Raw genomic sequence first — 24,574 nt, forward strand, 5'->3', positions numbered from 1 at the left:
TCATGACCATCAGCGCACACGAATTGCATGCCATTGCTCAACTGGCCTATCTCGAATCCGGCCCGGACGATATGGCTGCCCTGACCCACGAAATTGGTTCCATTATGGATTTTGTCGACCAGTTGCAAAACGTCGACACTCAGGGTGTCATGCCCTTGCTGCACCCTATGCATCTTCATCAGCGTCTGCGCCCTGACGAGCTCAGCGACGAAGAAGACTGCCTGCAGCAGCTGGCCGCCATTGCGCCGGATTTTGATGAGGGCCTGTACTGGGTGCCTCAGGTTATGGAAACAGGGAACTGATATGCTGCCGACCTTACGTGAACTGACTCATGCCTTGCAGCAAAAACAACTGTCCAGCGTTGAGCTGACGCAGCATTATCTCGCACGCATCCAGAAACACAGCGTCCTGAACGCGTTTATCAGCCTGGACGAAGAGCATGCACTGGCTCAGGCCAGCCTGGCCGATCAAAGGATTCTCAAAGGAGAAGCCCGCGCATTGACCGGCGTGCCAATGGCTCACAAGGATTTATTCTGCACGGAACGCATGCCCACGACCTGCGCGTCAAAAATGCTGGCCGGCTTTACGTCCCCTTTTCAGGCAACGGTGGTTGAACGTCTCGCTCAAGAGGGCGCGATAACGCTTGGCAAAACCAACATGGACGAATTTGCAATGGGATCAAGTAACGAAAACAGTTATTTTGGTCCTGTGAAAAACCCATGGGATCTGACGCGCGTGCCGGGTGGTTCATCGGGCGGCTCGGCGGCGGCTGTCGCCGCCGGACTGATTCCCTTTGCTACCGGCTCGGACACCGGCGGTTCGGTTCGACAGCCGGCGGCTTTCTGCGGTATTTCCGGAATCAAGCCCACCTATGGTCTGCTGTCACGCTTTGGCATGGTGGCTTATGCGTCCAGCCTTGATCAGGCAGGTCCGCTGGCCCGCAGTGCGGATGATTTGGCTCTGATTCTGCAAAGCATGGCAGGATTTGATCCCCGCGATTCCACTTCGATTGATCAGCCTGTACCCGATTATTCCGCCAGCCTGAACCAATCCCTGAAAGGATTACGCATCGGCCTGCCCTCCTGCTTTTTTGATGACGACGTTGATCCGGCCATACAACAGCTTATTCAGGCGGCAGTTGACAGTCTGGTTCAGGCAGGTGCGGTCCTTGTTAATATGGATTTGTCTCTGCAACGCCTCTGGGTACCCTGTTATTACGTGATAGCCTGTGCGGAGGCCTCATCGAATTTATCACGTTACGATGGCCTGCGCTTTGGTTACCGCAGCAAACGTCAGGACTCCATCAAAACACTGATCACCGCATCGCGCTCTGAAGCGTTTGGCGCCGAGGTCAAGCGTCGTATTTTGACGGGTACGCATGTACTGTCGTCTGGCTACTACGATGCTTATTACGTTCAGGCACTTAAAATACGGCGGTTAATTCAGGAGGAACTGCTTGCAGCCTTTAATCAGGTGGATGTTATTCTGGGTCCCACCACCCCCACAACGGCGTTTCGAATCGGCGAGCCCCTGAACAATCCCGTACAGGCTTACCTGGCTGATGTGTTCACGGTTGCAGCCAATCTGGCTGGCCTGCCCGCGCTGTCCATCCCAGCAGGCTTCAGCGAAGGACTGCCTGTCGGCATGCAGTTAATGGGTAAGCCATTTTCTGAAGCCCGTCTGCTTAATGTGGCGCATCAGTATCAACAACTCACTAACTGGCATCAGGCCAGACCAGACGAGGTTTAAATCATGGCATGGGATACCGTAATTGGTCTTGAGGTTCACGCTCAGCTGAGCACCCGATCAAAATTATTTTCCGCCGCATCCACTGAATTTGGCAGAGCGCCCAATTCGCACACCTCCTACATTGACGCCGGTTTTCCAGGAACCCTGCCGGTTTTAAACCGGGAGGCAGTACGCATGGCGATTCAGTTTGGTCTGGCCATTCAGGCCGGGATAAACAGCGATTCTTATTTTGAGCGTAAAAATTATTTTTACCCGGATCTACCCAAAGGCTATCAAATCAGCCAGTTCCAGCGCCCAATTGTCGGTAAGGGCGAGCTCAGTTTTGATATGCCGTCGGGTCAGCGCAAAACAGTCAGCATCGTGCGTGCGCACCTCGAGGAGGATGCGGGTAAATCATTGCACGATCAGCGCATGGGCATGACCGGGGTGGATCTCAACCGCGCGGGAACGCCTTTGCTGGAGATTGTCACAGCTCCCTGCCTGTATTCAGCCGATGAAGTGATTCACTATCTTCGGGAGTTGCGGCAGTTGCTGCGCTTTCTGGGCATCTGTGACGGCAATATGCAGGAAGGTTCGTTTCGCTGCGATGTGAATATTTCTCTGAAACCTGCCGGTTCCAGCACACTTGGGGTGCGCACAGAGTTGAAAAATCTCAATTCATTTCGTTTTATAGAGAAAGCCATCGCCTTTGAGCAGGCGCGACACCAGGATATCCTCGAACAAAACCGTCAGCCTGTTCAGGAAACGCGGCTGTTTTGCACCGTCACCGAAACCACTCAAAGCATGCGCAGCAAAGAGAATGAACACGATTATCGTTATTTTCCTGATCCGGATCTGTTACCCATAGCCATATCCGCTGAAGACATTGCCAGAGTAAGGGCCAGCATGCCCCCGCTTCCCGCTGAAATCAGAAGCAGCCTGTGCGAAGACACCCGCCTGCTGGACGATGATGTCCTGTTCCTTCTATCAGAGCCCGCTGTGTATCATTTTTTCCTTAAGGTTCAGGCGCACAGCCAGGCTGATAATAAGACCATTGTTAACTGGATGAAAGGCCTGTACACCGCGGCTCTGAATGAGTCTGGTTTGAGCTTTGAAGCCGCACCACTGCCAGCTGAGCTGCTCGGTTCGCTGCTCAATCATGTGCACAGCAAAACCCTGTCTAACGCCAGTGCGAAACAGATTTTCACCCGACTCTGGGCAGGCGAGCGCAATCTCGATGAGCTGGTCAATCAGGAAAATGCCGGCAAAATTCAGGATTCCGATCAACTGTCAGCCCTGATTCAGTCCTTGATCCAACAGTATCCGCAGCAGGCCGAAGAGTACCGACAGGGTAAAGAGAAACTGCTGGCGTTTTTTGTTGGTCAGGTTATGAAGGCCAGCAAGGGACAGGCAAACCCGGAAGTGCTCAGCGAGCTTCTGAAACAGGCTCTGATATAAAACTCTTCAGCCCAATCACGGCTCGTGAGCATACCGAGCCGTGATCGTCAGGGAGCGGAAACCCTACCCTCCCGCCAGCAAAACCATCCGCCATATACCTGCCTGAAACTTCCCCTCCCTCATGGTCGCGGTTGGGATCGGGCAATGCACCTGAGAACAACAATATAACAGACAGCTCACAGACTATATTGAAATAGCATCAGAAAGACTATATATTATACATAAGGCTCATTTTTTCAACTGAGGCAAGTATGAGCAGCAGTAGCACAGAATTAAAGCGCCTGACTTCAACTGATGTAAATATCGCTTTTGATGCGTTATTTGGTACTCAATTGCCTGACATTAATTTTGAAAACCAAGGAATAGATGTAGCCATCGCCACAGTGGACAATGTTTCCAGATTTGTTTATCGGACTCAAAAATATCCTGGATTTTTATTACAATACTGGGCTAAACAATCAGGTGAAGATAAACTGATTATAGTTACCTCTCCTTATGCTGACCTCTCTGTATCCCAAAAGGGAACATTTGCCTATTTGCTTAATGAAGAGGACATCAAATCAATCTTAGCCTCTCAGCAAACCCTTCATCCCACCAAAACCATCCATTTAATCGCACCAAGAATCGAGGCTTCTATCAGGGAGGATCATATTGTTATCGACTATTCCATATCCCCTCCAAACCAAGTGGATGAGGATGGATTTACTTTATTATCTAATAATAAAAAATCACGACTCATCATTGACAGTAAATCATACCCTCCTCTGTTTGTACCATACCCAGACATAGAACGCCTGTGTTTAGGCAATCAATCACTGACAAACTCGACAGATTGTGGGCTACATGTTATCCACACCGTTCCCAGACTGATAAGCCTGATTGAAAATAATCAAGAGATAACGCCCGATGCCTTGCCAGCATCCGCATTAATACCGGAAATTACAATAGATAGATTAAGAGAATTGCAGGCAGGTTACCAAAGGCGCGTAGAAAACAACGAAAATCATCGATATACGACGCTTGGGATATTTAAAGGCGGAGTCAGGCCGTCAGTTAAATTATCTGCAGTGAATAAATTAATTAAAAATATACAGGAAAATCAGGATGATGTGCTCAAAGAGCTGGATGCTAGAGAGAGAGAAGCCGTAAAACAAGGCACATTATCAAAAATCGTTAACCGATATCTGAGTCATCGACCAGCCCCCTATTCCGCCCAGCCAGTCCAACCATAGTCACGGTTCGGAAATCTTGCCCCTCTGTATTGGACGATTTTTTAATCTTTATATTATTTGTCCTCTCAGTACACCACTTATCCTCCCCGCGCAGGCGGGGACTTCCAGTTAGCCTTAAGTTTTGCTTGACAGTCTAAGACCCCTACGTACCGCGGCTTGTCCGCGGTACGTAGGCAGTGCGAAAAGTAAAGAAAAACTTAAGGCTAATTGGAAGGGCGGGGATCCATGGTTAAATCAGGCACGAAACCAGCTCCACGATAGTTTCCCGCCTGCGCGGGAACGACAGACCAGCGTTTTGTTCAGTACAGAGTATTGCTCAATGCCCACCGGAAGCGCTTAATGTTTATTTAATAATCTCTTGATACAATTCATCCCTAATGCCAACCATTGCAATCCGCCAAAGAGGATCATCATGCCATTAACCATTCCGCGCCCAGGTCGTTCCATGCAACCCTTTTTTGAAGAAGTACAAAATCGACTGTCTGATTATTATGGCTTTCGCCTGTTTTCGTCTGAGCTTGAACCTCGAGCGAATAAAGACATCGTGAGAGCTATCGTAAACGATATGAGCAGGGGTGTTTTAACCGATATATCCTCCGTGCTTCAACGGCTTCGTCAGGCCCCCTTGAATGCCGACCCCACTATCCAGAGATATACCGGCGAGATAATAAACGGGTTAAGGACTTATTTACTCCGGACTGACAGGCATGGAAAAAATGTCCTGATGCTTGCTGCTCCAGAATATTATCATGAGCCTGGCGCCGTTCATCAGATTCTTGCCGCGATGGAAAACCTGGATCCCGAAGACCGGTATGCCATTCTAAATCACGCATCTGGTGGCGGCGAAAATGCCCTGATGCTTGCAGCAATCCATCCACCCACGGCCGAAGCGATTCTTACTTCCATGACCAACTTGAGTCCCGAGCAGCAATTTGAGATTCTAAGGCGAACCACTATGGAGTTGAATATCAGCGCAATGATGATTGCCGCTAGACGAAGGGCTGCGCACCTTATCCCTTTTATAACAGCCATGCAGAATTTGAGCCTTGAGCAAAAATTTGCTTTATTATCTCAATCCAGCAATTATGAAAACATTCTGATGATCGCCGTGGCAAATAGTCCTGAGGCCGTAGCCCTGATTCTGGCAGCCATGCAGGATTTAAGTCCCGATCAAAAACAGGATTTAAGTCGCGATCTAAAATATGCCTTATTATCTCAAAACAGTTTTTTTGGTAAAAATGCTCTGATAATCGCAGCGGAAAATAATCCTGAGGCCGTAGCCCCGATTCTGGCAGCCATGCAGGATTTAAGCCCCGATCAAAACGATGCGATCATATCCCAGATCTACAGAAGTCGAATTAACGGCCACCCAGAGAATGTTCTGCTGACTGTCTCCGAAAACAGCCCGGCACAGGTGCCTGTAATTCTTAACATCATGCGTGATTTCAGCCCAGAACAAAAGCTGACTGTTTTACGTGAGATTAATTGGGAAGGCTTTAATGCCCTGATGATTGCCATATTCTCAAACCCAGAAAACGCGGCCCCAATTCTTGAGACCATGGAAGATTTAAACTCTGACCAAAAATATGCTGTCTTATCTCAGCAATCCGTCAGAGGTAACAATGCCCTGATGATTGCCGTGCTTTACCGTCCTGAGACGATAGCCCCGCTTCTTGCGGCCATGCAGAATTTAAGTCCCGAGCAGAAATATGAGATTTTAAGGCAGACTTCAAACAAGGGTAACAATCCCCTGATGATGGCTGCGCGCTCCCACCCAGATGCCGTTGCCCCGCTTCTTGCGGTCATGCAGGATTTAAGTCCCGATCAGAAATATGAGATTTTAAGGCAGACTTCAAACATTGGTAACAATGCCCTGATGCTGGCTGCGCGCTCCCACCCAGATGCCGTTGCACAGCTTCTTGCGGTCATGCAGGCTTTAAGCCCTGCGCAAAAGCAGACAATCATGCTTACAGAAAACGAGACGGACGAAAATGCACTGGAAATTGCGCGTGCTCATCAAAACACACAGCAACGTGGAGCTCACTCTGCCTTTGAATTGATTGCCAGGTTCATGGAAGAAATGTACACAGAGCCTGCTGAAGCCGTTGACTTGTATGACGCGCCTCCCAAGGCAGGACAGGCCTCCGTACCCGCTGCTGGAACTCCTCAACGGAGCCCTGCATCTTCATCCTCATCTTCATCTCCCGCTGCATTAGGTCTTTTCAGCCAGGGTGCCCGCTCCTTCCATTCAGAGCAGTCGGATATACAAAGGCTTACCGGGCTGGATGGGTGGCGTATTGCTGGCGATAGTCTGACGCTGTCACTGCCCCGCGAAAATATGATGGAACTTCTTGGACGCTTACTTCAATTTGAAGGCTTAGAATTTTCATACAAAGATGATAAGGAAACGGGGTGCACCATTTCGGTTAAGATAGACAGCGTTTCTCAACTCGACCTTAGACCCGAAAATCAGCGTCACCCTGCGCCAGTCCCAACAGACAGAGCTTCTCAGTCGACAAATTCAACCTCAACCAGACCCGAACAGGAGAAGGCAGACGACGAGGAGCCAGACGCGGGATATAAGCACCAGTAATCGCAATATCGTCCCCGCGACCCGGGGGCTTCCAGTCCCGGATTACGCTGACGCTAATCCGGACTACGCGTCTACCCGGAAATCTATCAAGGGTCTATCCCGAATTATAAGGACAGAGATGAGGATGCTTCCGATTCTGGCTCTACTGCACTACTCCCCTGATCCAAAGCCCTTGATACCTGCAACAACAGCTCTGCCTTAAATCGTTCGATCCCTCCCCAGGCGCGACAGTTAACCGCAGCATTCGGAACGGCTTTCAGAACCCAATCCAACGCTGTTAAAGCAAGCTTGCGGTTTTGATTATCGAGGAGGTTGTCGCCCTTTGATTTAATGGCGAAGTTCAGTGTATCTGCAAAGTACGCAGGAAGTCGGTCAGCCATGTTCAGGGAGACAACGTAGGCTCCCAGGAGGGCGAATTGATAATATGTACTCAAGTACGATTTGATACTCGCTATCATAAGCTCAATCTCGGTCTCGGGGGTCAATACGGTTTCGGGAGCAATGATGGCGGTCATCAACGCGAGTGCGTCCGGATCGGGTCTGGTTGCGGCCAGGCTGGCGACAAGCTGTTTCTTGTCCATTGCCCCTGCTTCATCACGATCTTTACGCAGTACAGGAACCCACGCATCACAGGCAGCCTCAACCAGCTGTTCACATTTTTCCAGCAGAGGCGGAATGGACTTGATAAACTGAATATAAAGCTCACATTGCCGCTCATGATCTGGCATGCGGCTTTCTGTCTGAGTAATCAACGTGTCAAGATCAGGTAAATAGGTAGGGTTGTCCTTGATATACGAATAGCCCTCTTTAACTCGCCCTGAATTTAAGTAACTCTGATAAGCCGTACAGGTTGAAATAATCGTGCGAAAATCAAGAGCGTCTTTGTTTTCAACCTTGAGCAGGCGCAGCAGAAGGTTTTGGAGGGCGCTGTTATCCTCGGCCCTTCCCCATAAGGGTTTTATCAATTTGCCACTGTAGTTGTTGTCAATCCGCAGCAAGCGGTAAATAATGCTTCCCAGGATAATCTGCTGGGCGCGATTTTCCCATTCCCTGCTGTCTATCACTTTAGTGTTCAAGGTCTCTTCCGTCGTTTGTTTGATACAGGCAATCTGCGCCAGCCTGGTTGAATCGGGTTTTTTGGATGAAAAAAAACCCAGCTTAGACCGGACGGCTGTTTCGTATTCGGTTTTAAGATCGTTGATTTTGGGAATTTTTTTGGCTGCGTTTTCTTTTTGCCCGAGAATGCCAATACACAAATCATCCAGTGACGGGGGGACGAAGCGCTTGCTGAACGATGCAAAATAAGTATCCAGTTCCTCCGTTGCTTTAACCAAATACTCCATTTCCAATGGCTGATAGGGCATCACAATCTCCTTATAAAACGCCTGCATGACTTCCTGTTACACACACCACCCTCCAGGGGTCATCACGGATCTGCTCGCTCAAAATATCCAGAAACGCTTTGTCAGTCAAATGTGCTATTCTTTTTTATAGCAACATGTTAAACAATTTGCAATGCCATTTGCCGCTGCCAGGCTCAGCCTATGGTAGCGCATCCATTAACTGCTGATGTATTCCGTCAAACCCGCGGTTACTCATCACAAGAATGGCATCACCGGCTTTGGCCTCCTGACACAGCGCGTTGACAATAGCGCCTGTATCCGGGAACAGAGTCCAGGGACAGGTCCAGTGCATGGCTGTTTCGCTCAGGTCAAACTGCTGTGGGCTTAGTATAAATGCCGCATCCACGTTGGCCAGCGCGCTTGCCATGCTGTCTTTGTGAACGCCGGATCGCATGGTATAAGAAGCAAACTCGAGCACTACAAATATGCGCTGATGCCGACCACTTTGACGCAGCGCCTGTATGGTTTTGGCAATAGCGGTTGGATGATGAGCAAAATCGTCGTATACGGTGATGCCCTTCCTGTCCGACTTCACCTCAAGGCGTCGTTTGACGGGCTGAAAAGATGTCAGGGCATCGGCTGCTGCCTGAGCAGACAATCCGCTGTGAGTGCTGGCGGCAATTGCTGCAAGTCCGTTTTCGACATTAAAGCGGCCAATTAAAGACCAGTTGACCTCCGCCACAGGCTTATCATGCTGCCAGACCCTGAACGACTGACCGCTCTCCTCCAGCAGTTCAGCACGCCAGCTCGCCTGACCATCAAAGGCCATGTCCTCCAATCTGGAAAACAGTCCGCGGGCCACTACCTGATTCAGTGCGGCCTCATCCCGTGGTTTTATGATCACGCCCTTGCCTGGAATGGTTTTCAGATAATAGTGAAACTGCTGCTGAATAGCCTCCAGATTGGCATAGATATCGGCATGATCAAACTCCAGATTATTTAAGATGGCCACTTCGGGACGGTAGTGCATCAATTTGGGCCGCTTATCAAAATAAGCACTGTCATACTCATCGGCCTCGATGACAAACCAGTCGCCGGAACCCAGACAGGCGCTGGTATTAAAATTGGGTGCGACACCGCCAATCAAAAAACCAGGATTTAAACCAGCCTCGCTCAGGATATGGGCCAGCATCGACGTTGTGGTGGTTTTACCGTGCGTTCCTGCGACCGCCATCACCCGATAACGAGGCAGAATATTTTCAGCCAGCCATTGCGGGCCAGAGGTGTAGTTTTTTCCGGCATTCAGCACGGCTTCGAGTACCGGCATTCCCCGTTTAATGGCATTACCGATAATCACGCAATCGGCACGCAATGCCTGGCTGGAATCCTCATAGCCTTCGGTCCATTCAATTCCCTTGGCCTTCAGCAGATCACTGACGGGAGGATAACAATTGGCGTCACAGCCGGTGACGGTGTGACCGGCATCGCGGGCCAGCAAGGCCATGGCACTCATGAACGTACCGCTTATTCCCAAAATATGTAAGTGCATAGGACTCCCTCTTGTTATGGCTGGGTCATTTATTTTTCTTTTGGATTATGCTCACCTGTTCTACCACCGGCTGGCGCCAGGGGCCTGTGACTCTGTAGGTATAACCACTGACCTTTTGCATGCCCTGATTAATGATTTTGCTGGCTATCCAGGTGGCAACGCCCGCAATCGGGCCACCGGCTATGGTGGCAACAATAGGCAGACTGGCGGTGACATGCGGAGATATGTGCAGATTCAGATCATACAGCTGTCTGGCAATGTCCAGGCTTCCCTTCATGCTGGCGTAGGCTATGGGGCCATCAATGAAGCTGTCGGAGGTGCTCATTAACCCCTTGGCGATGGAAAAACTACCCTTAAACTGATCAAAGCTGTAGCCCTTGTGCGATAAATCACTGAAATCAAGCTTCAAACGCCTTGGAATGGTCTGCAGACTCAGGATGCTTAACAGCTTGCCAAGCCCGAGTTTTTCCTCCGTTTCCGGACTTAAACTGGTAATGCGTCCGTTTTTGAAGAGTATCTGAGTCTGTCCGGAAAGACTGGCCAGAGCAAAGTCCTGGAAAGCCCCAGGCCAGCTGCCCTGGAGTTGAATGCTGCCAGTCTCCGCTTCGACCACAGGACTTATTTTCAATTGCTCAAGGCTTTTGGCCAGGTGATTGATTGTTAAGCCAGCATCCAGCTTCGTTTCGTTAATCGCCTGATCCCGCGTCCACTGGCCTGAAGCTGAAAGCTGATAATAGGGTGTGGTAATTTTACAGCTGTCGAGACGCCATACATGCGGCAAACGCGACATCTTAACCTGTGCCCTGCCGAGAGTCAGATCGTTGTATTGCAACGACTGAACCGACAAATCAAGCGCTGGCATGTCTTCAGGCATCAGAGACGACAGCGCCGCCTTTTGATCTCGGCCACCAGGCTTCGTCTCCTGCCTGACCAGATGCAGGCGTTCGAAACTGCCATTGACGGAATGATTGTCGAGATCATAACGAAACACGCCTTTGACCAGTGCCTGGTTCACTTCAATTGCCCAGAGGTTATCCTTTATCTGTGATGCCTTAATCGCCATATCACGATAAGTCTGACCGCCGATTCTGGCCTGGCGTAATATCAGGCCAATAAAATGCACAGAGTTTTTCAGCGACAGACCGTCAGTGCCTCCGGATAACCTGGCAGCAACGGCCAGCCATTGCTGTAAATCAAACTGCGCCAGCTCGCCGACAATCTGTAATCCGTCCTGCTGCTGACGCAGCGCATTTTCACTGCCAAGGCGAATTTCTCCTTTCTGCAGCTGAAGCTGACCTTTCGGGGCCGTGAACCATAAGTCTCCGTTCATTCGGTCATCGTAGTCCACGCGGATACGCATGGCTTTTTCCGGGTTGAAATCCACATCAACCTTTAAGGGGGCAGCCTTGCCCGCCTGTTTACCAAAAGGCGGTGGCAAATCGATAGCGACCTCTTTCAGAGAGCTGTTGACCGTGACGCGATCCAGATCGTTGGGCTCATCAGTCAGCGTCAGCAGGGCAGATAACCAGAAATCGCCGCGGACCAGGTCTAGAAAGGGCAAATTCAGTTGCTTGCGCAGCGTGTCGATAGCCACCCTGCCTTTTATTTTTACCTGAGTGGCTGGCTTTGCGTTTCTCAGGGATTGAATCAACAGGGTGACGGGATAATCCATAAACACAGCGTTCAGGCTGCTGTCGAGAATACCCGCCTGATCAAACTGCAGGGAGCCATTGAGCCTGTTTAAGGGAATAGTGCCCAGAGCATGCTTCACGCTAAGCTGGTTATTTTCAAAGGACACATCCCCCAGCGCCAGGACATCATCATTTTCAGGATACAGCGGCGCTTCCAGTTTCAAATCCAGCTCCAAAGGCCCTTTCATCTGAATCATAGCCAGAGCCGATAATTTTTTAGCCAGTGGAGAGGAGAGAATATAGGCAAGAGCATATTGGGTTTTGGTTTTAATTTTGGAATGAAACAGCAGCGTTTCGTGATTGAGCCCAAGGTCGGTTATACGGATATTACCATTGGTTAATACCGTTCCCTGTAAATTGGCATGGCTGATGGACGCCTCAAACTGACGTTTATCGACCCGTACCCAGGACTCTATTCCCTGGGCCATTGGCCAGCCAGGTGCAAAAATCAGATCCACACCCTGTGCCCAGGCCTTGATCCAGAACTCACCCGCAGCCTTATCAAATGGAAAATCCTGCCCCAGACCTTTGGCACGAATCTCTGCACTCAGGTTATCAATGGACTTCACATCCTGTTTTAACCAGGCTTCCAGCTTGGGCTTTAGATGACCCGACGGTATCCACGCCAGCCATTTCCCGGCATTCTTCGCAGAGACCTGGGCCGAGATGTCCATTTGACCGACACTGTCATGGGTTAAATCGTCCAGCGATACCCTGGCCGTAAGCAATAAATCAGGATTTTTTATCACCAGGTGATCCATGGCCAGATGCGTACCCTGCCCCATCTTTTTGAAGTCTACGGATGTGTTCACCACCGACAGAGTGACCGGCGCTTTGATGCCGTTAGTCAGGGTAAGATCTTCGCTGTCAAGAGCAAGGCGCGAGCTGTCGGGCGACCAGTGAACAGCACCAGATAGATTTTCTACACCCGGCAGAGAGGCCTGAGCCTGCCAGCCCACTTGACTGAATCCGGTGAGCAGATCAACTGGCAGCCCTTTGTCGAGTATGATTTGTGTATCGCTCAGGCTACCGTGTGGCGCCAGCAAGGACAGACGTATCTGTTGATCATCCGTCAGCCAGGGGCTGAAAACATGGCGTATGCTGTACAGTGAATCGAGCAGCACGTGTTCGACATAGATATTGTATCGCTGTGGAACCTGCTGATATTCGATCTGAAGCCTGTTTTCTGGCCATTTGAAGTTCCCCAGCTTTAATTTTATGTGATCGGCGGTCAGTTTCCATCCATTATTCTGAGCCATCCAATCGAGGTTACCCCTGAACCACGGCAGTGACATGCTCAGTCCGCTGATGCTGTCCTGCCACACTGCCTTCTGAACGGCAAGCTGGCTTTGTGCGCTCTGAACCTGCCCGTTCAAAACACTCAGCCATAGCTGAATATCGGTCTTACCGTCGCTGAATTCGAAACGGTTTTGCGGAAAAAAATGCTGCCACTGCGTGATACGTGCGTGCCTGACTGCCACGTAAATATCGCCGCCTGCCTTATTCAGGGCGGAGGGATCTAGCGCCATGTCTGCCAGCAGTCTGAAGGTGGTAGCGGGTTTCTGATCGAGGAAGGCCCGGCCTTTGATCCGATAGCGCCCAGATTGCCTGAGAACCGCCAAATCCAGCCGTTTGAGTGGGAGCAGACTGCCATCCTGCCAATACACTTTGCCTGACACATTACGAATCAAAATCTTTTGCTGTGCCAGAATCCAGGCCGATAGAGCTGACCACGACGTTGAATCGTAGGAGGAGTCCACGTCTGGCGCGCGCTTGATGCCATCAATATGCCACTGGTTATTGTCATGCCGCAGGGTCAGATTAATGCCATCGACATATAAAATGCCGGGTTGAATCTGCCAGTGCCACAGGGATTGGAACAGATCAATCCCCACCAGCAGTCTGTTCAGCCTGATCTCGTTACCGTTAGAGCTGGATACGGTAATATCCTGCAGCTTGATGACCGGCTCAAACCAATACCAGCTCGTTTCCATGGAGCGGATGTTAACGGATTGCCCAAGCAGGGTTGATAAATGCTGCTCCACTTCCGACTTGTATTGTCTGGCCCAGGGTGTGAGCGCGCGAAACAGGCTCGATATAATGGCCAGGCAAATTACCACAGCGGCAAGGAAAAACCAAAAGCGGCGCAGCAGGCGGGTCACGAGTAAGAACCTTGAGTTAACTTAGACAAGGTAACCCTCTTCACGCATTTTGGCCAGCTTGTAACGCAGTGTACGTTCACTGACACCGAGGGCGGCAGCCACCTGGTGACGGTTTCCGTTGTAGTTTTCAAGTGTCTGCTGTATCACATCAAACTCATGTCGCTGCAAATGATTAATATCTCCCCGCAGCGCCACAGGCGCGGCTGGGGTACCGGGCAGTTCGGTCAACTGCAGGTGATCCGGGTCGATAATACCCTGGGTCTGCAGCACCAGTGCGCGCTGAATCACATTATCCAGCTCGCGTGCATTGCCGGGCCATGGATAGTGTAACAGAACCTCGGTCGCTTCATCACTTAAAACCGGAATCACCGGTTGCGTTGTGTCACAGCGCCGACGAATCAGATAATTGGCAAGAGGAATAATATCACAGACCCGTTCCCGCAGGGGCAACCAATGCAGAGGAAATATGTTCAGGCGGTAATACAGATCTTCCCGAAAACGCCCGGCTTTCACTTCGTCCATTAGCTGACGGTTACTGGTGGCCAACACCCGCACATCAAGGCTAATCAGTTTGTTGGCACCGATTCGCTCTACTTCCTTTTCCTGCAGTACCCGCAGCAGCTTGGCCTGCAGACTCAGACTCATTTCGCTCACTTCATCCAGCAGCAGGGTTCCACCCTGGGCCTGTTCAAATTTTCCGGCTGTCGATTTGTAGGCACCCGTGAACGCGCCTTTTTCATAACCAAACAAGGTAGCTTCCAGCATCTGCTCTGGAATGGCGGCACAGTTGATTGCAATAAAGGGTGCATCGCGTCGTGGAGAATGGTCGTGGATATAATGAGCAAGAACCTCTTTACCCGTTCCACTTTCACCGCTGATCATCACGCCGACATCCGAGCGCGCTACGCGTAAGGCCATGCTCAGGAGTGCCTGGCTTTTAGGATCAGCCGCGACTGGCGAGCGGCCGTCTGCCTCTGCGGAGGGCTTGATGAATCGATTGATTTTTTCCGTCAGCACGCCGGCACTGAAGGGTTTCTGTATATAATCGACGGCGCCATGCTGTATGGCCGATACAGCATCCTCGATGGAGCCGTAAGCAGTCATTAAAATTACAGGAACCCCAGGGTTGCGCCTCTGCACTTCCGTCAGCAGGCGCTGACCGTCCATACGATCCATGCGCACATCGCTCAGGATAATGGCCGGGCTGTGGCGCTCCAGCATGGCCAGCGCTTCGCGGCCATCGCGGGCAGTTAAATACGAATGCCCCGCCAGACTCATAGTCTCGGCCAGCGCTTCGCGCAATACGGAATCATCTTCAACAATTAAGACATCATTCATTTATAAATCCTTTTATTCAGCCAGCGTTATTGTGACACAACAACCCTTTCCAACTGCAGACTCCAGCTTCGTTTTACCACCGTGGGCCTTCACCACCGCATTCACAACCGCGAGCCCAAGGCCTGTACCCTGAGCGCGTGTTGTAAAAAATGGGGAAAAGGCCTGGGATTTTACGTCATCCGTCATTCCACAGCCATCATCCCTGACCTGGATCATCAACGTCTCGTTATTGATGTAGGCCAGTCTTATATTGATATGCTTTGCTCCCGCCTGCAAGGCATTATTGAGCAGGTTTAAAACAGCGCCGTTAAGTGATTCTTCGTGCAGCTCATAGGGCAGCGCGGGTAAGGTGTTTTCAATCGTTAAAATACTGTCTGTGGCACAGACCAGCGAGCGCGCTCGGGATACTAGTTTTTCGCCCCAGAACAGCAGGTTGATCGATGAGGGCTCAATGGGTTCGCCACGGGCGAAGGTCAGCAGGTCTTGAATCTGTTGCTCAATGCTGGCATGACATTCCTGAATTTTGCTGATCCAGGATTCGCTGCGCTGCCTGTCATACGAAGGGTTACACAACATTTCGGTATAAAGAATAGCGGAAGACAAAGGCGTACGGATCTGGTGTGCCAGCTGTGCCGTCATTCTGCCGAGGGATGCGAGGCGATCCTGATTGGCTCGCGCGTCTTCGTAATCACGGGTGGTGGTTAAATCGGTCAGGGTTACCAGTTCGCCCGGCAGCCTGTCGAGCGAGGAAATGGCCACACTGACACGGCGGCCATCAACCAGAGAAACCTCATGTCCATCGTCTTCTCGAGGCGAAAAGGCCTGGTTGATGACATCCAGCCAGCGAGCACCGCTGAGTCGAACTTTTAAGAGGCTGGCCGCAGCTTCGTTAAACCAGACAATCACACCACGCGCGTTAATAACCACGAGCCCACAGGGCATACGGGCAAAAATTTCGTACTCAACGGAGTCAGTCTGTGTTGAAAATGGATTAGCTGTCAGTTCACTGCAAGACATTGTGGCTTATCATGGAATACATGGCTTCACTGTAACAAAGTTTCGGTAAAATTTAAATTAAATCAAGATGATTGCGGATGAGCACTCAGGGCTACGGTCTGACACAAAACAGACTCCCTTCTCCCTGTGTTCAGGGAGAAGGGAGCGACACGGTGTAAACATTGAACATCGTAACTACGGCCTGACACAAAACAGGCTCCCTTCTCCCTGGTTAAGGGAGAAGGGTTGGGGATGAGGGTTGTTTCATCAGATAAACCGGAACATCGACGCGAGCATGGTTTTTTATTTATGTGGATTTCATAATAAGGCTCCCAGTTATCAGTCAGCCTCACCCTCATCCCCAGCCCTTCTCCCTGAACACAGGGAGAAGGGAGCCGTTCGGTGTGAACATTGAATATCAGCGCTACCGTCTGGTATGAAACAGCCCCCCTTCTCCCTGAACACAGGGAGAAGGAAGCCGTCCGGTGTGAAACACGTTTCTTGATTCACTCCTTATCTTTATCCAGCCCCCGCAAAAAAGCGAGTTTATCGGCTATTTTGCGCTCAAGGCCTCTGTCTACCGGCTGATACCAGCCTGGCTCGTCCATCCCCTCAGGTAAATAGGTTTCGCCGGCGGCGTAGGCATGTTCTTCATCGTGGGCGTATCGGTATCCTTTGCCATGTCCCAGCCGGCTCATTAATTTCGTTGGTGCGTTACGCAAATGCATGGGAACGTCACGTGATTTATCCTGTTTCACAAAAGCCCGCGCTTTATTGTAAGCCATATAGCCAGCGTTACTTTTCGCTGCTACGGCCATATATATCACAGCCTGAGCCAGAGCCAGTTCCCCTTCTGGTGAGCCCAGACGATCAAAAGTTTCTGCCGCATCATTTGCCAGTTGAATCGCACGCGGATCAGCAAGACCAATATCCTCCCAGGCCATGCGGATAATGCGCCGGGCCAGATAATGTCCATCTGTTCCACCATCAAGCATACGGGTCAGCCAGTACAGAGCCGCATCGGGATGCGATCCGCGCACGGACTTATGCAAAGCCGATATCTGGTCGTAAAAGTTGTCTCCACCCTTATCAAAACGGTGCCGTGTGGCTGCTGACAGCACCTGCTTCAGGTTATCAAGGCTGATATTTTTTATCTGCTGAACCTCAGCGGCCACAGCCAGTTGCTCCAGTAAGTTCAGCAGGCGTCTGGCATCCCCGTCAGCCAGATCAATCAATCCCTTAATGGCATCGTCTTCCAGCGTCAGCTGAGGGTAATACCGCTGGCATGCACGTATGACCAGCTCCCTTAACTCATCATCAGTGAGGGCATGCAACACATAAACCTGAGCCCGGGACAATAAGGCTGAGTTGACTTCAAATGAGGGATTCTCGGTTGTAGCACCGATAATGGTCAGCAGACCTGATTCGGTAAAGGGCAATAAAGCATCCTGCTGAGATTTATTAAAACGGTGGATTTCATCGATGAACAGAATCGTTTGCCGTTGCAGCCTGGCGTTGAGCTCTGCCTGCTCCACTGCTGCCCGAATGTCTTTTACACCCGCGAGAACAGCTGAAAGCGCAATCCATTCACAATCAAAAGCCGTTGCACTGAGGCGGGCCAGTGTTGTTTTGCCAACGCCAGGCGGCCCCCAGAAAATCATGGAATGAGGTTTCCCGGACTCAAACACCAGGCGCAGTGGACGCCCTTCGGCCAGCAAATGGCCCTGGCCAATCACATCTTCCCAGCGGGTTGGCCTCATGCGCTCCGCAAGTGGCGCGTCATTGCTCGACAATGTCCACTCCTTTGGGCGGTTTAAACTGGAATAAACGCGCGGCCAGCGTGGGATTGGTTTTTACCTTGCTCAAGCTGACAATGGTGTGTTGACCCAGCTGATCAAAAAACTCGATGCGATCCAGCGCGTCTCCTTTAAAGCTGAGAACAACCCGCTGATAATTTTCCTTGCTGGATTTGGCTCGCAGTTCAAAGCCAGCTCTGTCACCTTTGCTCGTTTCGACTACATCAAAATCACGCGCCACGGTATCGTCGTAACCGCTTAGAAACAAGGCAGGCGTGCCACCCAGCCCTTTTTCCTGCTTTTTCACGGTAACCTGCTCGAGATCAACGTCGTATACCCAGAGCTTCTTACTGTCGGCCACGATCAGCTGCTCCAGAGGGCTGTTGGTCTGCCAGCGGAATCGCCCCGGCCTGAGCAGAGCCATGCTGCCCGATGAATTGGACACCTCGCGCCTTCCGGCCTTCACCACCTGGGTAAAATCAGCTGTCATGCTGCGAATGGCGTTAAGCCGTGCCTGAACATCTTCGCTGGCGGATTGCGCAAGGGCCGTGTTCACTATCAAAACCAACACCAGAACAAGAAATTTTTTCATTATTAATCCTCGGTAACGGATGTAACCAATACGTCTCGGTAACCACCATCCAGGGGGCCTACTATGCCGATTCGCTCCATTTCTTCAACCAGACGCGCGGCGCGGTTATAGCCTATTTTTAAGCGACGCTGAACCGAGGAAATACTGGCTTTACGGGTTTGCAGCACGAACTCAACCGCCTGATCAAACAAGGGATCGGCCTCTTCCGTATCCTGAGCGTCTTCGGACGTGCTCATCTCAGATGGATCCATAATCTGAGTAATTTCATCGATATAATCAGGCTCCCCGCGCGCGCGCCAGTCATCGGCAATGCGATGCACTTCCTTGTCGTCAACAAAAGCACCGTGTACACGCAACGGCGTGCCGGTTCCGGGTGCCTGGTACAGCATATCACCATGACCAAGTAATTGCTCTGCGCCCTGCTGATCCAGAATGGTACGTGAGTCAATTTTTGACGAAACCTGGAACGATATGCGGGTGGGAATGTTGGATTTAATCAGACCGGTCAGTACATCGACGGACGGCCTTTGCGTTGCCAGGATCAGATGAATACCGGCGGCCCGCGCCTTTTGGGCGATCCGGGCTATCAGCTGCTCTACCTTCTTGCCAACAACCATCATCATGTCAGCCAGCTCGTCGATGAACACCACTACAAATGGCAGGGTTTCGAGCAAGGGAGCCTCAGCGTCGACGGAGTCGGTTGGTTTCCAGATGGGATCCTTCAGCGGTTCGCCTTTCGCGGCGTACTCAGCCACTTTGGTATTGTAACCAGCAAGATTTCTCACCCCAAGGGCCGACATCAGACGATAGCGTCTTTCCATTTCAGCAACGCACCAGCGCAGCGCGCTGGCGGCTTCTTTCATGTCGGTAACAACCGGCGTGAGCAGGTGCGGAATACCATCATAAACGGACAGCTCCAGCATTTTGGGGTCGATCATGATGAGACGAACCTGTTCAGGTGTGGCCTTGAACAGCAGGCTCAGAATCATGGCGTTAATACCGACTGACTTACCAGAGCCGGTGGTTCCCGCTACCAGCAGGTGGGGCATTTTAGCCAGATCAACCACCATGGGATGCCCGGCGATGTCGACACCCAGAGCCAGTGTCAGCGGCGAATGTGCCTGCTGATACACATCCGCTGACAGAACTTCTGATAAGCGTACCATCTCGCGATGCTGATTGGGTAATTCAAGGCCGACAACGGTTTTGCCCGGAATAACCTCAACGACACGCACGCTGATGACCGACAGCGAACGCGCGAGGTCGCGGGACAGCGCGGATAATTTACTGACCTTGATTCCTGGCGCCAGCTGCAGCTCAAAGCGGGTAATTACCGGACCAGGGTGAACGGCTACCACATCGGCGTGAATGCCAAAATCAAGCAAATGCTGCTCTACATTGCGCGACACGGCTTCCAGCTCCTGATGAGTATAGCCACCCATGGGCTTTCCTGGCAGACCTTTGTCGAGCAGTTCCAGTCCGGGTAAGTCGCCTGAAACCAGGGGTTTCGGACGTGGCTCCTTTGCCGGAGCGGGTGCCTTGACTGCTGCCGGCGGTATGGGGGATGCCGGAGCAATATCTGTATAGGACGGTACCACTACAACCGGTTTAGCGGCTGCGTCAGGTGTTAATATGGGGGCGGCACTCAGCACGGGAGCGCTTTTTTCTTTTCTAACCCGCTCAGGCGCAGCAAGGCGTGGCATGGTTTTTACAGAGGCTCGTACATGCGCACGCTCTTTAAACCAGCGACTCAAACGGACCGCCAGGCTCAGCCCTGATTTTAGGCGCTGTAACAGCCAGGAGCCTGCGGTCAGCGTGTAGCAGCCTACAGATTCGATGGCCTTTACCCAGGACAGCCCCGTCAGCCATGTAATTCCCGCAAGTGTAATGGCCATTAAAAGTAAGGAAGCCCCCTGCACACTCAGCGCGTAATCGAATCCTCCACCAATAAAATCTCCCAGCCAGCCTCCGGCGCTGAAACGGGTCGAGTGGCTGTTCAGGCTGAGCAGACTGCATGAGCCAATCATAAAAAAGAGCAGTCCGCTGCTTCTTAGCAGCAGCGCCGGTTTATCAACAGTCCGCAGAGCACGATGATCCTGCAGAACTATCCAGGCGACATAGGTTCCACACAAGGGCAGCACGTAGGCAAAATACCCGAATACAAAATACAGGCCGAAGGCTATGCTGGCACCAATCTGGCCGCAGGCATTTGATACTTTGCCATGATTAAACCAGGCCGGATCGTCAGGATGATAGGATGCGAGCGACAGCAGCACAAACAATGCGCAGCTGAGGATAAAAATAAAACTGCCCTCGCTCACGCGGCGCATGATAAAGAGCGGTAAGGCTTTTTTATTTTTTGATGTCATGTCTTGTTTTGCCATAATCTGGTTTAATGCCCGTGTTTGTATCATACTATGCGTCACTTATCTTAACACAATTCATTAAGGAAGGCAGAGATGATCTCAAGCAACAATCACCATCGCCTGATAATTCTTGGCTCTGGTCCCGCGGGTTATACAGCCGCCGTTTACGCGGCACGCGCCAATCTTCAGCCAGTACTGTTAACCGGTATGCAGCCGGGCGGTCAGTTAACCACCACAACGGATGTAGACAACTGGCCTGGTGATATTGAAGGCCTGCAGGGCCCTGCGTTGATGGAGCGCATGCAACAACATGCCGAGCGTTTCGATACCAGGATTATTTTCGATCATATTGTGAAAGCGGAACTCGGTCAACGTCCCTTTGTCCTGCATGGCGACAGCGAAGTCTATACCTGTGATGCCCTGATCATCGCCACCGGCGCTTCAGCTCGTTATCTTGGTCTTGATTCTGAAAAAGCCTATCAGGGTCGCGGTGTGTCCGCCTGTGCAACCTGCGATGGTTTTTTCTATCGTAATAAGCACGTCTGCGTGATTGGTGGCGGCAATACGGCGGTTGAAGAGGCGCTGTACCTGTCCAATATTGCCGCATCGGTAACACTGGTTCATCGGCGCGACAGCCTCCGTTCTGAAAAAATACTGCAGGACAAGCTGTTCGAAAAAGCCCGTACCGGCAACGTGAAACTGCTATGGAATCACACTCTCGAAGAAGTAGTCGGTGACCAGATGAAAGTGACCGGCGCCCGGTTGCGTGACGTGAACAGTAACGAAGAACAGACTCTGCCGGTTGATGGTGTGTTTATCGCGATTGGCCACACGCCCAATACCAGCCTGTTCCGTGATCAGCTTGATATGACTCAGGATGGTTATCTGACCATTCGTTCAGGTCTGCAGGGCATGGCAACCGCGACGTCCATTCCCGGTGTTTTTGCCTGCGGTGATGTTGCGGATCATGTTTATCGTCAGGCGATAACCTCTGCCGGCTTTGGCTGTATGGCGGCTCTGGATGCCGAAAAATATCTGGATGATCAGGTATAAGTGAAGTTCCCGGATTACGGCTTCGCCTAATCCGGGGCCTCCGTAAGCCCGGGCTCACTGCGTCATTTTGCTGTATATTAAATCACTGATTTTGTTTTTATAATTGCCACTGTATAAAAATAAAGGTATCTTAGCGCATTGATTTTGTTACCCTAGGAGTTAATTATGTTAAGAAAAATCGGTTTAAGTCTGTTGTGTGCCGGCAGTCTGCTGGCTTCTTCATCCTTTGCCATGACACACGATCTGGCTGCCCGGATCAGTGCTGACTATGAGCTGGATGTAAACAAACCGGAAATATTTACCAATTACACCATGTTTACGGTTAAAGCCGTCTGCACTATTAAGTCTATCGATAACGAAAGTGTTATTCACGTTAAGGCAATTAAGCGTACCGGCTCCATTAATGGACAGTCCCTGAGCTCAGGCGACAGCGTTGACATCGTTGTGCACAATGACGAAAAGATCACATTAAGCGCACAGTCTGCCGCTCAGGTAGAACTGACTAACAACGGTGACCATAACCTGAAAGCACTGTGTAAAACAGTATAAAACCTGAATGTTCAGTTCCACAGGCTTCTGATTTAGCAGAAGCCTGTGCTGTGAGGACGTTATCATGCCTTTAATCCAAGGTATTTCTTTTGAGTTTAATGGATGTTTATTAACGCAATCGTCCAAAAGTAACATCATCAGGGACAATAAAGAGCTCCTCGATGGCATCCGAAAAGCCAGTACACGCTATCAATCAACCACCCTGTTTATTGGTTCCTATTGTCAGTCTATTCGAGATGATCGCGCTCACTCCAGGGATTATGGTTCTATTTATCCGTTTTTTTTGCAACTCGCGGAACATCTTGGTGCAAAAGCTGACAGATTTCTTCTGGCCAGCCTCTACAACAATCTATCTGACGAGGAAATTTTTGATACCGCCCTGCGTCGCCTTAATGAAAATCATCCCGGCTACGATGACAGTAAACTGAAGGGAACCCCGGTCTTCGACTGGCTATATGACGACAGTAAGCTTTCCATTCTATATGCCCAAATCCATAAATTTGCCTCAGAACATCCTGAAGATACCCTGCACTTTTCATTTTATGATCACAATGTCACTGTTCTTGAAGGCTTACAGACATTTTTTCATTCATACCCGTATCTCCTGCCCGGGAGCCTGACCCTGCAACTGGTGCACTATCAGGGTGCGGTCGATGAAACGGGTAAAAAAATCATACCCTTAATAACGGCATACGAACCCCTTACAGGCACCGGAACCATTAACAGGGAATATCACCTGGCGATCAAGGAAATGGCGGGGGACTGTATTGTTTCAAGCCCTTATCAACATCAGGGACTCATCAGCAGTGGAACAACAGGTAAACCCGTAAGGAACTTTCTGGATGCTCAGGCGGAAGGCTTTTATATCACGACCAGCCTGAACTGCGCGCGGGATTACAGACCTTTCCGGGTCAGGGAACCTTATTATAGAGAGACGCATGCAGACACCACCCGGTATCGGGGCAGCAGCCATCCGGCAGGCAGCAGTCAAAGCCATCCGTTAACCAGCCCTGACGGACGTTTTCAGACTTTGTCCTGCTCGTCTTTTTTTTCGACTAAAACGCCTGTTATTCTGGGAATGCACAGAACAAGACTGCCAATGTCCCCTTCATCCGTATCCAGCTCAAGTTCGACAGAAACGGATGAGTATTTTTCGCTGGATCCCTGCTGCTCAGGTCAGATCTGAGTTTTCAAGGGGCTGGCAAGCCCGGACTGAATCAGCGCGCCGGCTCAGGGAAGAGATAATTTTTTCCAGACTGTGTTGATGAGGGACTGTCTGCTGAATGATAGCCTGTACCCGTTGCTCACAATAATCCTTAACCTCTTTGTCCGGCAAAATATAAAACGTATTTTTCTCAACTTCACGGACGACATGTTCAGCAATATCATCTGCCGGACGGCTTCTGGCAATCAAATCATTCAGCATGCTGTGCAGCGCGCCGTTTTGCGATGGCTCGGAATTACTTAATAGCTGTGTACTGGCAAAGGAAGGACAGACAACGGAGACATCTACTGGTTTATCCAGACGCTTCAGATCAAAATACAAGGACTCTGACAAGGCTACAATAGCATGTTTTGACATGGCATAGGCCGACATCTGCGAACCGCTGCATAAGCCATAAAAACTGGCCATGTTAATAACATGAGCGCGATGCTCCTGCTGAAAAAGCAAAGGAAAAAAAGCCTGGATGCCATGGATAACACCATGCAGATTCACGTCCATTACCCGGCGAATATGCTCATTGCTCAGCTCCCACAGAGGGGCCAGCTGCCCACTGATGCCCGCATTGTTAAATAACCAGTCAACACGGTTAAAGCGATCAAAACACTGTTTGGCCAGATGCTTAAGACTGTCGGGACGCGTAACATCACACACAACGCCCAGCACATTTCCTTCCGAGAGGCCGCTCATCTGCTCTACCTGATCACAGAGCCGGGTTGTCGCATTATCGGCCATGACCACGTCCATGCCACGCTGAATACAGGTCTTGACCAGTGACAGGCCAATGCCGCTCGCAGCGCCGGTGATAACGGCTACACGTCGAACAGGCTCAATGAGGTTTGTCATACAATACGTCCCCTGGGCAAAAAATATGAGTATATAGTACCATTTCCATTTAATTTTGAC

Annotated in this window: 17 protein-coding genes; 8 read left to right on the plus strand and 9 right to left on the minus strand. The window is 50.8% G+C overall.

Annotation, left to right across the window (positions count from 1 at the left end):
- The first annotated feature begins 2 nt into the window (after window positions 1–2).
- From gatC to ACQUTA_RS09890, 5 genes are all read left to right on the plus strand, one after another.
- Complete coding sequence (gene gatC, locus ACQUTA_RS09870) at window positions 3–302, plus strand: Asp-tRNA(Asn)/Glu-tRNA(Gln) amidotransferase subunit GatC (RefSeq protein WP_444988070.1); 300 nt, start codon at window positions 3–5, stop codon at window positions 300–302.
- A gap of 1 nt (window position 303) precedes the next feature.
- Window positions 304–1,749 (plus strand): Asp-tRNA(Asn)/Glu-tRNA(Gln) amidotransferase subunit GatA, encoded by a 1,446-nt coding sequence (gene gatA, locus ACQUTA_RS09875; RefSeq protein ID WP_444988071.1) that lies wholly within the window; start codon window positions 304–306, stop codon window positions 1,747–1,749.
- A gap of 3 nt (window positions 1,750–1,752) precedes the next feature.
- The gene (gene gatB, locus ACQUTA_RS09880) at window positions 1,753–3,186 is read left to right on the plus strand and encodes an Asp-tRNA(Asn)/Glu-tRNA(Gln) amidotransferase subunit GatB (protein ID WP_444988072.1); all 1,434 of its coding nucleotides are present in this window, start codon (window positions 1,753–1,755) and stop codon (window positions 3,184–3,186) included.
- Between the two features lie 251 nt (window positions 3,187–3,437).
- Window positions 3,438–4,418 (plus strand): hypothetical protein, encoded by a 981-nt coding sequence (locus tag ACQUTA_RS09885; RefSeq protein ID WP_444988073.1) that lies wholly within the window; start codon window positions 3,438–3,440, stop codon window positions 4,416–4,418.
- Window positions 4,419–4,830: 412 nt separating this feature from the next.
- On the plus strand, window positions 4,831–7,011 hold the full coding sequence (locus ACQUTA_RS09890) for an ankyrin repeat domain-containing protein (RefSeq protein WP_444988074.1): 2,181 nt from the start codon (window positions 4,831–4,833) through the stop codon (window positions 7,009–7,011).
- Window positions 7,012–7,115: 104 nt separating this feature from the next.
- On the opposite strand, the gene ACQUTA_RS09895 is transcribed toward ACQUTA_RS09890, so the two are convergent.
- From ACQUTA_RS09895 to ACQUTA_RS09930, 8 genes are all read right to left on the minus strand, one after another.
- The gene (locus ACQUTA_RS09895) at window positions 7,116–8,375 is read right to left on the minus strand and encodes a hypothetical protein (protein WP_444988075.1); all 1,260 of its coding nucleotides are present in this window, start codon (window positions 8,373–8,375) and stop codon (window positions 7,116–7,118) included.
- A 178-nt stretch (window positions 8,376–8,553) separates the two neighbouring features.
- Window positions 8,554–9,903 (minus strand): UDP-N-acetylmuramate:L-alanyl-gamma-D-glutamyl-meso-diaminopimelate ligase, encoded by a 1,350-nt coding sequence (mpl, locus tag ACQUTA_RS09900; protein ID WP_444988076.1) that lies wholly within the window; start codon window positions 9,901–9,903, stop codon window positions 8,554–8,556.
- Window positions 9,904–9,928: 25 nt separating this feature from the next.
- Complete coding sequence (locus ACQUTA_RS09905) at window positions 9,929–13,756, minus strand: YhdP family protein (protein ID WP_444988077.1); 3,828 nt, start codon at window positions 13,754–13,756, stop codon at window positions 9,929–9,931.
- A 21-nt stretch (window positions 13,757–13,777) separates the two neighbouring features.
- Window positions 13,778–15,094 carry a sigma-54-dependent transcriptional regulator gene (locus ACQUTA_RS09910; protein ID WP_444988078.1) on the minus strand — a complete coding sequence of 439 codons (1,317 nt, stop codon included), beginning with the start codon at window positions 15,092–15,094 and terminating at the stop codon, window positions 13,778–13,780.
- A 12-nt stretch (window positions 15,095–15,106) separates the two neighbouring features.
- Entirely contained in the window at window positions 15,107–16,111 is a 1,005-nt protein-coding gene (locus ACQUTA_RS09915; protein WP_444988079.1) for a sensor histidine kinase, read from the minus strand.
- Between the two features lie 485 nt (window positions 16,112–16,596).
- Entirely contained in the window at window positions 16,597–17,850 is a 1,254-nt protein-coding gene (locus ACQUTA_RS09920; RefSeq protein ID WP_444988115.1) for a replication-associated recombination protein A, read from the minus strand.
- Window positions 17,851–17,869: 19 nt separating this feature from the next.
- Window positions 17,870–18,478 carry an outer membrane lipoprotein periplasmic chaperone LolA gene (gene lolA / locus ACQUTA_RS09925; RefSeq protein ID WP_444988080.1) on the minus strand — a complete coding sequence of 203 codons (609 nt, stop codon included), beginning with the start codon at window positions 18,476–18,478 and terminating at the stop codon, window positions 17,870–17,872.
- Between the two features lie 2 nt (window positions 18,479–18,480).
- Window positions 18,481–20,862, minus strand: coding sequence for a DNA translocase FtsK (locus ACQUTA_RS09930; RefSeq protein ID WP_444988116.1), 2,382 nt, complete (start codon window positions 20,860–20,862; stop codon window positions 18,481–18,483).
- 75 nt (window positions 20,863–20,937) lie between these two features.
- Here ACQUTA_RS09930 and trxB point away from each other — a divergent pair, with 75 nt between their 5' ends.
- From trxB to ACQUTA_RS09945, 3 genes are all read left to right on the plus strand, one after another.
- Window positions 20,938–21,897: a thioredoxin-disulfide reductase gene (gene trxB / locus ACQUTA_RS09935; RefSeq protein WP_444988081.1), complete on the plus strand. Its 960-nt coding sequence runs from the start codon at window positions 20,938–20,940 to the stop codon at window positions 21,895–21,897.
- 165 nt (window positions 21,898–22,062) lie between these two features.
- Window positions 22,063–22,446 carry a hypothetical protein gene (locus ACQUTA_RS09940; protein WP_444988082.1) on the plus strand — a complete coding sequence of 128 codons (384 nt, stop codon included), beginning with the start codon at window positions 22,063–22,065 and terminating at the stop codon, window positions 22,444–22,446.
- Between the two features lie 64 nt (window positions 22,447–22,510).
- A complete protein-coding gene (locus tag ACQUTA_RS09945) occupies window positions 22,511–23,632 on the plus strand; it encodes a hypothetical protein (protein WP_444988083.1) in 1,122 nt (373 codons plus the stop codon).
- Here the strand turns inward: ACQUTA_RS09945 and ACQUTA_RS09950 are convergent.
- Window positions 23,618–24,514 carry an SDR family NAD(P)-dependent oxidoreductase gene (locus ACQUTA_RS09950; RefSeq protein WP_444988084.1) on the minus strand — a complete coding sequence of 299 codons (897 nt, stop codon included), beginning with the start codon at window positions 24,512–24,514 and terminating at the stop codon, window positions 23,618–23,620. The genes ACQUTA_RS09945 and ACQUTA_RS09950 overlap by 15 nt on opposite strands.
- Window positions 24,515–24,574 lie beyond the last annotated feature (60 nt).

The sequence above is a fragment of the Legionella navarrensis genome (genome assembly GCF_052527415.1).